The organism is Enterococcus sp. AN402 (assembly GCF_040719405.1).
Classification (GTDB): domain Bacteria; phylum Bacillota; class Bacilli; order Lactobacillales; family Enterococcaceae; genus Enterococcus; species Enterococcus faecalis.
Genome location: NZ_JBFDTM010000004.1, coordinates 346684 through 359304, shown reverse-complemented (window position 1 = coordinate 359304; position 12621 = coordinate 346684). Strand labels below are relative to the sequence as shown.

Below are 12621 nucleotides of genomic sequence, written 5' to 3'. Positions count from 1 at the left end.
TAAGTGTAATGCTCTTATCGTCTTTTTAACACATTTACACTAAGATAGAAAATAAAAAGAATTTATCTAATGATGCTTTCTCATTAAATCGCTGACCTATTTTGCATGTTAAATTTTTTCAATAGGTGCAAATGCCGCTAACAACCGTTTAATGCCTTTTTCTGGGAAAGCAATGTCCAACTCTAAGTCTTTGGCCGAACCGCCTACACGAACGACTGTACCAACGCCCCATGCTTTATGTTGGACCTTATCACCTGCTTGCCAAGAAACTTTTTCGCCACCACTTGCCACTTTGTTGCTAACTGATTTTGTAGCTGGCTGTGCATAAGCTGGTTTACTTGCACTGGGCTTGAATACTTTAGGATCAAAGGTACGCGCTGGAGCTTTCTGTAAATTGGCCGCCGCCCCTTGTTTCATTAAACGCTCCGCCTCAATTTCTTCTAAAAAGCGACTTGGTCGATTATATTGCGTGCGACCATATAATGTTCTCGAATAAGCATTCGTTAAGAACAGGGCTTCTTCCGCTCGTGTGATACCAACATAAGCCAAGCGCCGTTCTTCTTCCAGTTCACTTTCTTCTAGCATGGCACGTGATAATGGGAAAACCCCTTCTTCTAAGCCCATTAAAAAGACCACTGGAAATTCCAGCCCTTTGGCCGCATGCAACGTCATTAAGGTTACTTGTGAAGAGCTCTCTTCTAAATTATCTAAATCAGAAACCAAGGCTAAATCTGTTAAGAAATCCGCCAATTTTGTTTCTTCGCCATTTGGATCGTCGTTATTTTGCGCTTCAAAACGTTTATCAAATTCTTGTGTCACAGATAAAAATTCGTCCAAGTTTTCTAAGCGAGCTTGAGACTCTAAATTATTTTGCGCCATCAAAGCTTCCCGATAACCACTACGTTGTAAAGTTTCTTTCACCAATTCTGTAATCGTTAAATAGGGCACTGTTTTCGTTAAGTCTTGAATCATCATGCCAAAATTACCAAGCTCTTTACCCGCTTTTCCTGAAATATTTGCCAAATCAACATTTTGGGCAGCTTCCAGCAAAGCCCAACCATGCGTATCCGCAAATAATCGTAATTTTTCAATTGAACTTTTACCGATTCCTCGTTTTGGTTCATTGACAATTCGTTCAAAGCTGATTGAATCATCTGGATTGGCAATCAAACTTAAATAAGCCAAAATATCTTTAATTTCTTTACGGTCGTAGAATTTATGTCCGCCCACCATGGTATACGGAATATTAGATTTCAAGAGCATTTCTTCCACTACACGGGATTGAGCATTGGTCCGATATAATACCGCAAAATCACCATAAATTCGGTCATTTTCCCGCATTTCTTTTTGGATTTGGCTCACAATAAATTGTGTTTCATCCCGTTCTGTGTCCCCACGATAATAGACAATTTTTTCACCGTCTATATTTTCTGTCCACAGTTCTTTCTCGCGGCGGTTACGGTTATTTTTGATGACATCATTCGCAGCCGCCAAAATGTTTTTGGTGGATCGATAATTTTGTTCTAGCAAAATTACACTGGCATCTGGATAATCTTTTTCAAAATCCAAGATATTTTGCATATCCGCCCCGCGCCAACCATAGATACTTTGGTCGGCATCACCTACGACACACAGATTTTTGAAACGTGCAGCCAATAAATTGACTAAGGTATATTGTGCATGATTGGTATCTTGGTATTCATCCACATGAATATAGTGAAATTTATTTTGGTAGAACGCCAACGTATCTGGTTGTTCATTGAATAAACGAATCGTATTCATAATCAAATCATCAAAATCCATACATTGGTTTTTGCGTAATTCTTTTTGATAGGCTTCATAGCATTTTGCGACAATTTCTTCATATAAGGAACCTTGCATTTCAGCAACTTTATCAGGCGTTTGTAATTCATTTTTGGCATTGCTAATCGTACCTAAAATTGAGCGAGGATCATATTTTTTTGAATCAATATTTAAGTCGTTTAAGATGCGTTTCATTAATGTTTTTTGTTCCGATGGGTCAATAATTGTAAAATTACGGTTGTAACCAATCTGATCCACATCACGACGTAAAATTCTTACACACATGGAGTGAAAAGTGGAGACCCATACATCTTCGCCACCCGTTTCCAGTAATTTATTTACACGCTCTTTCATTTCTTTAGCAGCTTTATTGGTAAACGTAATCGCCAAAATATTCCATGGATTTACTTCTTTTTCCTCAATTAGATAGGCAATTCGGTGTGTTAAAACCCGCGTTTTTCCACTACCAGCACCAGCCATGACTAACAGTGGTCCTTCTGTATGCAAAACGGCTTCTTCTTGTCGAGGATTCATTCCCTGAACCAAGGCATGTTTTTGTGTCATATTAAACGTCCTCTCTCTTTTTTCAATCTTATACAGTATACCAAAAATCCCTTTGAAGTTCTTTAGAAAAGAACAAAAAATCTTTTTCTTTTTATATGAAATTTTCTTGTAAATCAAGTCAAACCGCAGTACATTAGTAAGTAGTGATGGAGGCTAAAAATGAAATGAATAATGATGTACATGAAATTAAACAATTAGATGGTACCCGAATCGGCTTTATCCTTAAAGGCATCGTCGTCGGAATTCTGGTCGGCTTTGTTGTCAGCTTATTTCGCTTAGGCATTGAAAAAATTGGCGAACAAGTCGTGCATCTGTATCAAACGTTTCACGAAAAACCCTTTTGGATGATTCCTTGGTTCTTATTTTCTCTCGTGCTTGCTTATTTATTAGGACGACTGATCAAAAGCGAACCAGCAATTAAAGGCAGTGGCATTCCCCAAGTGGAAGGACAACTTCAAGGTCAATTAGAAATTCACTGGTTTCCAGTGCTTTGGAAAAAATTTATCGGTGGGATCTTAGCGATTAGTCCTGGGCTATTTTTGGGACGTGAAGGTCCTTCAATTCAACTAGGTGCAGTGGTTGGACAAGGCTATAGTCAATGGCGGCAAAGCACCAAGTCTGAAGAAAAAATTTTAATCAGTAGTGGTGCCAGTGCTGGTTTAGCCGCCGCTTTTAATGCACCAATCGCAGGACTTTTATTTGTTCTAGAAGAGGTTCACCATTCCTTTTCACCTTTAGTTTGGTTAACCTCTTTTTCTGCGGCCATTTCCGCTAACTTTGTTTCTTTGCATTTCTTCGGATTGCAGCCAGTTCTTTATATTGGTCCGGTTAAATCTTTGCCTTTAGAGTACTATTGGACATTAGTACTGCTGGGCGTTTTACTAGGATTATTAGGTTGGATATATCAAAAAACATTGTTGTCCTTACCAAAAGTATATGGAAAAATCAAAGGCCTTTCTTCTAATTATTATGGTTTTATTCCTTTTATTTTGATTTTACCGATTGGTTATTTCTTTCCACATTTACTTGGCGGTGGGAATCAAATTGTTTTAGCTTTAGGCAATCAACCGGCCACGATTTGGGCTTTAGTCGGCTTACTGGTTTTACGTTTTGTTTTTTCAATGGTTTCTTACGGTTCGAATCTCCCTGGTGGTATTTTCTTGCCTATTCTAACTTTAGGTGCCATTATCGGAACATTGTATGGTAGTCTACTTGTCCAATACGTAGGGATGGATTCAATTTTTGTGAAAAACTTTTTAATTTTTGCCATGGCTGGTTATTTTACTGCGATTGGTAAAGCACCGTTAACAGCGATTATTTTAGTAACAGAAATGGTCGGCAATTTTTCTCATTTAATGTCTTTAGGGGTTGTTGCTTTAGTTAGTTATATTACCATCGATAGTCTTGGCGGCAAGCCAATTTATGAAAGCTTATTAGAACGTTTGGTTCCTTCTAAAGTAAGTAATATTCGTGGCCACAAAACGATTATTGAATTACCTATCACTGCAGAAAGTTCCTTAGATGATACGATGGTACGTGATTTTGTCTGGCCTAAACAAATGTTGCTCACTTCCATTCGCCGTGGCGAATCGGAAATTTTAACACATGGTGATACTGTTATGCATGTTGGCGATGTGCTCATTATTTTGACCGATGAAAAACTCGCTTACCAAGTCAAAAAAGAGATTTATCAAAAAACTTTACCGAATGATTTAGTGAATTAAAGAAAGCTGCTGAACTCAGGTTCAGCAGCTTTCTTTTTTTCTTATGACTGTTTTTTAATTTTTTTGAATGTTTTTGACCGTTTTAGATTGATTAGCGTTTTCATTTGTGCTATTATATCCATGAAATGAGGGATGAAAATGCTTACGGAAGAACGACATCAAAAAATTTTACAATTGTTAGATCAAAAATCAGTCGTCAAATCACAAGAACTTGCTAGCTTATTCAATGCTTCAGAATCCACAATCCGCCGCGATTTACAAGAATTAGAAGACGCCAATTTGTTAGAACGCATTCACGGCGGAGCTAAGCGTATTCTTAATTTAGGCTTTGAACAAAACATGACGGAAAAATCAATCAAAAACACGCACGAAAAGCAAAAGATTGCTTCTTTAGCCGCTAGTTGTGTACAAGATGGCGATATGATCTATTTAGATGCTGGTTCAACCACGTTAGAAATGATCCCTTTTTTAGTTGGGAAACAAATCCATGTAGTGACGAATTCCGTGCATCACGCTGCAAAACTTAGCGATATGGAAATTCCCACTATTATGCTTGGTGGTACTTTGAAGCTCTCCACTAAAGCAATCATTGGTGCCACTAGTATGGAACAGCTACAACATTTTCGTTTTAACAAAGCTTTTTTAGGAACTAACGGCGCACATTTAGAGTTTGGTTTAACAACGCCTGATCCCGAAGAAGCAGCGCTAAAAGCCTTGGCTATTCATCAAGCAGAAACAGCCTATGTTTTACTGGATCATACAAAATTTAATGAAGTAACGTTTACCAAAGTGGAAGAATTAGAGTCAGTTACTTTACTAACTGACTACTGCCCTGCTGAATCACTTCAAGGATTCCAGCAAAAAACTATTTTAATGGAGGCAAACAAATGATTTACACAGTGACTTTAAACCCTTCTATCGACTTTATCGTTCATGTCGATCATCTACAAATTGGTGATTTAAATCGGATGACGAATGATTTTAAATTACCTGGCGGCAAAGGAATCAACGTTTCACGTATTTTAAAACGTATGGAGACAGAATCCACTGCCTTAGGTTTTTTAGGTGGTTTTACAGGCTCATTCATTGCCGATTGGTTGAAAAAAGAAGAAATCCAAACGAATTTCACTCCCGTGTCTGCTGATACACGAATCAACATTAAATTGAAATCAGATACTGAAACAGAAATTAACGGCTTAGGACCTGCTCTAACAAACGAAGAAATTCAAGAACTAAAACAAGCAGTTAGTCGTGTTCAGGCTGGTGATATTGTTGTTCTTTCAGGAAGTACACCTGCTTCTCTACGCAAAGGATTTTACGAAGAATTAATCCAAATTGTGAAGGAAAAAGGCGCAGAATTTGTTATTGATACGACAGGTGAAGATTTAATGAACGCTTTGTCACAAAAGCCTTTATTGGTCAAGCCAAACAATCATGAGTTGGCAGAATTATATCATACAACCTTTACAAGTGTTGAAGACATTTTACCTTATGGACATCGGTTACTAGAAGAAGGAGCGCAACACGTAATTATCTCAATGGCTGGTGATGGTGCATTACTTTTCACAACAGAAGGTGTTTATCGTTCCAACGTTTTAAAACGTCCACTGAAAAATTCTGTCGGCGCTGGCGACTCAATGATTGCTGGTTTTATTGGCAACTTTTCAAAAACACAAGATCCTTTAGAGGCTTTCAAATGGGGTGTCGCTTGCGGTAGCGCGACCGCATTTTCTGATGATTTAGCCTCAGAAGATTTTATCCAAGAACTTATTCACGAAGTAACAATTGAAAAAATTTCAGAATAAATCCACTAAGGGAGGAAAATAGAGTGAACATTAATGATTTATTAATAAAAGATGTCATGATTATGGATTTACAAGCTACTGATAAAAAAGGCGCGATTGATGAAATGGTCCAAAAATTATACGATGGTGGCCGCATCTCTGACATTGACACTTACAAAGAAGGAATTTTAAAACGCGAAGCACAAACATCGACTGGTTTAGGCGACGGCATCGCTATGCCTCACGCAAAAAATAGTGCCGTAAAAGAACCGACAGTTCTTTTCGCTAAAAGTAAAAAAGGTGTTGATTATGAAGCACTAGATGGACAACCTACTTATCTATTCTTCATGATTGCTGCTCCAGAAGGCGCCAATGATACACATCTCCAAGCGCTTGCGGCCCTTTCTCGATTACTTATCGACCCAGAATTTGTTGGCAAATTGAAAGAAGCAGAAACTCCAGAAGCAGTACAAGCTCTTTTCCAAGCAGCAGAAGATCAAAAAGAAGCGGAAGAAAAAGCAGAACAAGAACAAACAACGCCAGCACCAGAAAGCAATCGTAAATATATTATTGCTGTGACTGCTTGTCCTACAGGAATTGCTCATACTTACATGGCCGAAGATGCACTGAAGAAAAAAGCAAAAGAAATGGGCGTAGACATTAAAGTAGAAACAAACGGTTCAGAAGGAATTAAAAATCGTTTAACTGCTGAAGATATTGCTCGTGCTGATGGCGTGATTGTTGCAGCCGATAAAAAAGTAGAAATGAATCGATTTGATGGTAAAAAATTAGTCAATCGTCCCGTCAGTGATGGAATTCGTAAAACCGAAGAACTAATTAACTTAGCCATTAGTGGTGAAGCTCCTACTTTCCATGGCAGTGACTCGGCTGCAAGCGACCAAGAGGATTCAGCGGAAGGTTCAATCGGTTCTCGTATCTATAAAGATTTAATGAATGGTGTTTCTCATATGTTACCTTTCGTTATTGGTGGCGGAATTGCCATTGCTCTTTCCTTTATGATTGATCAATTTATCGGAGTTCCTCAAGATCAATTAGCCAACTTAGGGAATTACAATGACGTAGCTAGCTGGTTTAACCAAATTGGTGGCGCAGCATTTGGCTTTATGTTACCTGTCTTAGCTGGTTTTATTGCTTCTAGTATCGGGGATCGTCCAGGCTTAGTTGCTGGTTTCGCGGCTGGTGCATTAGCAAATGCTGGCGGAGCTGGATTCCTTGGGGCCTTAATCGGTGGTTTCTTAGCTGGTTATGTAGTGGTTCTTTTACGTAAAGTCTTCAAAGGCTTGCCAAAATCATTAGATGGAATTAAAACCATTTTATTCTATCCAGTTTTTGGTTTGATTATTACGGGCTTATTAATGTTAGTCATTAACATCCCGATGAAAGCAATTAATGATGCGTTAAATCATTTCCTACTTGGCTTAGATGGCACAAATGCTGCTTTACTTGGTGCCTTATTAGCTGGTATGATGGCCATCGACTTAGGTGGACCAGTTAACAAAGCTGCTTATGTTTTCGGTACAGCTACGCTAGCAAGTACTGTTGCAGAAGGTGGCAGCGTGGTCATGGCTTCTGTAATGGCTGGCGGAATGGTTCCTCCATTAGCAATTTTCGTAGCAACTCGTTTATTTAAAAATAAATTTACAAAAGATCAACAAGACGCTGGCTTAACCAATATTGTAATGGGCCTTTCTTTTGTCACTGAAGGGGCAATTCCTTTTGCAGCAGCTGATCCATTACGTGTGATTCCAAGTTTCGTGGTAGGTTCTGCCTTTACTGGTGCGTTGGTTGGTGCGTTTGGTATCAAATTATTGGCACCACATGGAGGAATCTTCGTCGTCTTCCTATTAAGTAATCCATTACTATATCTATTGTTCATCTTAATTGGGGCGATTATTTCAGGAATTGTCTACGGACTTTTGAAAAAACCTGTCGAAGTACCTGCTTAAAAAAAAACAGCAAAAAAGCGATTCAACCATGGTTGAATCGCTTTTTTATTATTATTTTCTCTTTATCGCATAATTTTCTAAATACTCAGGGTTTCCTTTGCTTCTGATATACGTGTACACGCCCATCACAAAGGCCCCAAGGGTATTGGTAAATAAATCCCCCATCGTATCCATCAAAGCAGCACGCCCAATAAATGGTTGGCCGTTGGACATATTATAGCGTTGTAAGTTCATGTTTCCTAATGAATCGCAGATAAATTCCCAGAATTCCCAGAAGACGCCACAAAGCCCTGCAAATGCAAACCCAAATAATAAAAATAACCACGGGGAAACATCGGCGTACTTCGTTTTCTTCAATAGGAAAGCAGCAATACCATAACCCACAGCAGTTAACAGCATCGGACTAACAAAGTGTAAAATTTTATCCCAGAACGAAATGATTGAAATCATATGCAACGAGGTTCCTAGGAATACTGAAATAAATAAGAAAAACCAGTAAAAATAAACGATGGTCGGTGGCATAATAATTTTTAAAAATTTATTGACAAGATCTGGTAAAAAGATCAGCCCAATTCCAAGTAAACATTCGATAACAAACGTCACACCTTGTTTTGTTGAATACTTAGCCGTAAAAAATTCCCAGAGATTGTACGTCAAGCATAAGATGCCAAACACCACTAATCCATATTTAATTTTCGAATAATTTTTATCCATTTTGACACACCCTTTCAAAAGTTATTTTATATGAAAAAAACTGTAGATGAAAGACACCTTCCATCTACAGTTTTAGAAAACTCTATCGAATGAAGAGCTTATTAAAAATGTTTATTTTTCAACAGCTGTTTCAGTAATTGTTTCAACAGCACGTTTCATACGAATATCGTGTTCTAACATGTCGTTGTTTAATACTTTACGTACTTGTGCTTCAGGCATGTTGTATTGTTCTGCTAAATCTTTCACTTCAGCATCGATGTCTTCTTGTGTTACTTCGATGTTTTCAGCTTTGGCAACTGCTTCAATCACTAAGTTTGTTTTTGTGCGTGTTTCTGCTTCGCCTTCAAATTGTTTGTGTAAATCTTCTTCTGTAGAACCAGTTAATTGGTAGTACATTTCAGGAGAAATTCCTTGGCGTTGCATGTTGTTTAAGAATTCATCCATTGAACGGTGAACTTCGTCGTGAACCATTACGTGTGGTAATTCAACGATTTCAGCATTTTCAACAGCTAAACGAATTGCTTCTTCGTCTTTTGCTTCTTCAGCTGCTGCTTCTTTTGCTTCTGTCAATTCTTTACGGAATTTTTCTTTTAATTCGTCTAATGATTCTACTGAATCGTCAACGTCTTTTGCAAATTCATCATCCAATTCTGGTAATTCTTTTGCTTTTACTTCATGAACAGTTACTTTGAAGACTGCTTCTTTACCAGCTAAATCTTCTGCTTGGTAATCTTCAGGGAAAGTAACGTTTACTTCTACTTCTTCGCCAGCTTTTTTGCCAACTAATTGGTCTTCAAAGCCTGGAATAAATGAATTAGAACCTAATTCTAATGAGTAATTTTCTCCTTTGCCGCCTTCAAATGCTTCGTCGCCTAAGAAGCCTTCAAAGTCGATAACTACAGTGTCGCCATTTTCAGCAGCGGCATCTTCTTTGATTACTAATTCAGCTTGAGATTCTTGTTCGCGTTTCAAACGTGCTTCCACATCTTCATCTGTTACTTCACGGTCTTGTTTAGACACTGTTAAGTTTTTGTATTCGCCTAATTTTACTTCAGGTTTTACAGTTACTTCAGCAGTGATAACCCAGTCTTCCCCTTTATTCATGCTTTCAACATCAATTTTTGGTTGTGCTACTGGTTCAATTCCTGCTTCTAAAACAGCCGCTTCATATGCTTCTGGTAAAACAGCGTTTAACGCATCTTCGTATAACGCTTCTTCTCCATACATACGGTTAAAAACAGTACGTGATACTTTTCCTTTACGGAAACCAGGTACGTTTAAGTTTTTTTTCACTTTATTGAACGCTTGCGTTAATCCTTTTTCGATTACTGCTTGTTCGATTGAAAAAGTTAATACACCATCATTAGTGCCTTTTTTTTCCCATTTCGCAGACATTTGTTTCCCTCCGAATAACATTTAATTTTATACATCAAACTTTATTTATGCATACCTTTAAATAGTACACTATCCCTAGGAAAATGTAAATATTTTAAGTGCTAAGAAGTGAAAGAAAGACTCGATTTTTAGCAAACTATCAGTTTTTTAATTTTTTCGGATTAAAAAAGCATAGAATTTCGAGAAATTTCCTTCTTAAAACACTAAAAGATTGTGATTAAAATATCTTGTTCACAATCGGATGTAATCGCTTTACTTTATGAATGGCCCATTATAGAATGTATGTACTCAATATTTACTCAGTATATATTTTCGCCATTATACATATAATATAAAAAAGGAGAGGATGGTTTTGAATAAGTTCGTCTGGGGAATCTTTTCTTGCATCATATCATGGCTTTTTTTATCGCTGACTCAACCTTTGATAGCTCATTCTGAAACACTGAACCCTACAACTCACGCCTCTACTTTTAGTGAAACATTTACCTCAGTTTCAACAGAACAACAAACAACTCAAGCAACCGATATCGTGGAACAAGAAACCGAGCAAACACACACTTCCTCTGAAAACGATAAACCTATGGCACCTACGCCAGCTAGTGTTTCTGTTGGTAATAGCACCTTAAAAAGTACCTTAAGCACGGGAACGTATAACCAAGATATTATCACACTTTCGTATGAATACAGTGTGACACTTATCGGCTTAGCAATTAATGATCGACCGATTATTGCTATTCAACTTCCTACAGAAATTTCAAGCCAGTTAGATAACGACACTCTAAAGCAACAAGATTTTCTGACTCTTTTAACAGGGACTGTCAGTTATCCAGGAACAGCCACTCAAGATATTCACAGTTCAACTAACGGCGTCAGCCTCTCTTATAGTAGCACTTATCATTCTGTTTATCTGACTTTTCCAAGTAGCACCTTGGTGTTACTTCCCGGAACCAAATGGTCTGCCGCCATTTCATTTGATGTCGGCGCACTTTATAAACGAGGAATTTCAATCCCTCCTGCTCTTAACGGCAAAGACTATCCGATTCGAGGAACCTTTACAGATGTCGGCACTGGATTAGGCGCAATTAATATTATTATTGGGAATAATACAAAAACAGGCATAATTAGCAAAGCTCAACTTAGTTTAGGTAATTATCCCGTTCCTCAAGTCACACCAGCCAAACTAACTCAACCAAATCATCTGGACACTACTGTAACAGGGACCATTCAACAAGTACAAGACCCAAACTATAACTACTCTGTTCAATTAACCTTGAACCGCCATGATGGCACCACTACCCCCATTGTGGTGAAAGGGATTTCTGTCGATGCAGCCGGAAATTTCTCGACATCGTTAGCTTCACCATTAGAATATGGCGACACGCTCTCTACAATTGTCTTTGCTCGTTCAAAAACGTCAACCGACTATATTCAAAGCAGCCCCTCAGCTGACCAAAGTGTCAATTGGTCAATCCAACCAGTCACAAACGTAGTCGCCAATGCCGGCTCAACTCAACTTTCAGGTAAAGCTTCTCAAGCATCTAACGGAACCTATCAAGTTAAAGTACAAATAAATGGTGGTTCTATTTCCACAACGCCCTTAGATTCCAATGGCCATTTTCAATTTGCTAATTTACCCACTTTCCAAGGAGGAGAAACGGTCAGCTTGTGGGTCCAAGGGGTCAGCAATCGCACTGGCCTGCCTTTGTTAACCAGTTCTACTGTTTCTCAAACAGTTGCTTATCCTGTGCCTCAACTAACAGTCACGCAAATCATTGAGCGGAAAAATGCACAAGGGCTCTGGGAAGCTGCAAACTCTGTCGTAAGTGGTCAAATCATTCGTTTTACGTTAACCACACGTTTAACCAATCAACCAGCAACATGGATGAATCAGCAATTACGAGCAACGGTGCCTAAAGGACTGTCCCAACTTTCAGCTGCTACATTAACAAAACAATCAGCAGTAGGTTTAAGTACGCCAATAGCTGGGCTTCAACTTTTAACTGATAGTTCCACTGGTTTGCCGTATTGGAGTTATCACAATTCGCTGCCAGCAGATAATTTTACGGAAGCTAATACACAATTCACCTTACAATATACAGCAACGGTTACAGAAGAATGGATAAACCAATTTCTTTTATTTTCTAGCACGGTTACTGGCAATGATGGTGGCGGAACGCCAATTACGCCAATCACTAAGGAACAGTCTTTACCTATCAAAAACGGTACCCTCCGTTTTGTGCAGATGCCAACTACAGTTTCCTTTAAAAATTTACCTTTTCCCAGCAAACGAACCATATACTCACCATCGACCATCAGCGCTCCTTTCCTCATTGCCGATGGTCGAGTTGCAAAAACACCATGGCATTTGTTGGTAAGAGAGAGTCAGCCCATGCATTCAACTTCTACAAATAAAACGATCCAGCAAGCTTTCATTTATCGAAAAAATGGCAGTGATTTTCCTCTCTCCTCTTTAGCAACCGAAGTTTATCAATACACCGCAACGGACGATAACAATGTAGAAATTCCTTGGAACCAACAAAATGGACTTTTTTTAAGCGTTGCTCCTGACCTTAATTTAACGGTCAAAGAATCTTACACTGCCGAATTACAATGGATTCTTTCTGATACACCCCTCTAATTAGGATTTAGCTTTTTTAAAAGTTAAAAATA

8 protein-coding genes are annotated in these 12621 nt (G+C 38.4%); 5 read left to right on the top strand and 3 right to left on the bottom strand.

What is annotated here, in order from left to right:
• Nucleotides 1-108: 108 nt before the first annotated feature.
• Nucleotides 109-2367: a DNA helicase PcrA gene (pcrA, locus tag AB1I62_RS03155; protein WP_048737368.1), complete on the bottom strand. Its 2259-nt coding sequence runs from the start codon at nucleotides 2365-2367 to the stop codon at nucleotides 109-111.
• A 164-nt stretch (nucleotides 2368-2531) separates the two neighbouring features.
• Here pcrA and AB1I62_RS03150 point away from each other — a divergent pair, with 164 nt between their 5' ends.
• From AB1I62_RS03150 to AB1I62_RS03135, 4 genes are all read left to right on the top strand, one after another.
• On the top strand, nucleotides 2532-4091 hold the full coding sequence (locus tag AB1I62_RS03150) for a ClC family H(+)/Cl(-) exchange transporter (protein ID WP_104859266.1): 1560 nt from the start codon (nucleotides 2532-2534) through the stop codon (nucleotides 4089-4091).
• A gap of 138 nt (nucleotides 4092-4229) precedes the next feature.
• Nucleotides 4230-4982, top strand: a complete 753-nt coding sequence (locus AB1I62_RS03145; RefSeq protein WP_002381250.1) for a DeoR/GlpR family DNA-binding transcription regulator — start codon at nucleotides 4230-4232, stop codon at nucleotides 4980-4982.
• On the top strand, nucleotides 4979-5896 hold the full coding sequence (gene pfkB, locus AB1I62_RS03140; protein ID WP_002363177.1) for a 1-phosphofructokinase: 918 nt from the start codon (nucleotides 4979-4981) through the stop codon (nucleotides 5894-5896). The genes AB1I62_RS03145 and pfkB overlap by 4 nt, the downstream gene beginning before the upstream one ends.
• Nucleotides 5897-5919: 23 nt before the next feature.
• Complete coding sequence (locus tag AB1I62_RS03135) at nucleotides 5920-7842, top strand: fructose-specific PTS transporter subunit EIIC (protein ID WP_002366176.1); 1923 nt, start codon at nucleotides 5920-5922, stop codon at nucleotides 7840-7842.
• A 51-nt stretch (nucleotides 7843-7893) separates the two neighbouring features.
• On the opposite strand, the gene AB1I62_RS03130 is transcribed toward AB1I62_RS03135, so the two are convergent.
• Nucleotides 7894-8556 (bottom strand): hypothetical protein, encoded by a 663-nt coding sequence (locus tag AB1I62_RS03130; RefSeq protein ID WP_002355557.1) that lies wholly within the window; start codon nucleotides 8554-8556, stop codon nucleotides 7894-7896.
• A gap of 111 nt (nucleotides 8557-8667) precedes the next feature.
• Complete coding sequence (tig, locus tag AB1I62_RS03125) at nucleotides 8668-9951, bottom strand: trigger factor (protein WP_002355556.1); 1284 nt, start codon at nucleotides 9949-9951, stop codon at nucleotides 8668-8670.
• Between the two features lie 346 nt (nucleotides 9952-10297).
• Between tig and AB1I62_RS03120 the strand changes: the two genes are divergently transcribed.
• Complete coding sequence (locus tag AB1I62_RS03120) at nucleotides 10298-12589, top strand: hypothetical protein (protein ID WP_048737373.1); 2292 nt, start codon at nucleotides 10298-10300, stop codon at nucleotides 12587-12589.
• Nucleotides 12590-12621 lie beyond the last annotated feature (32 nt).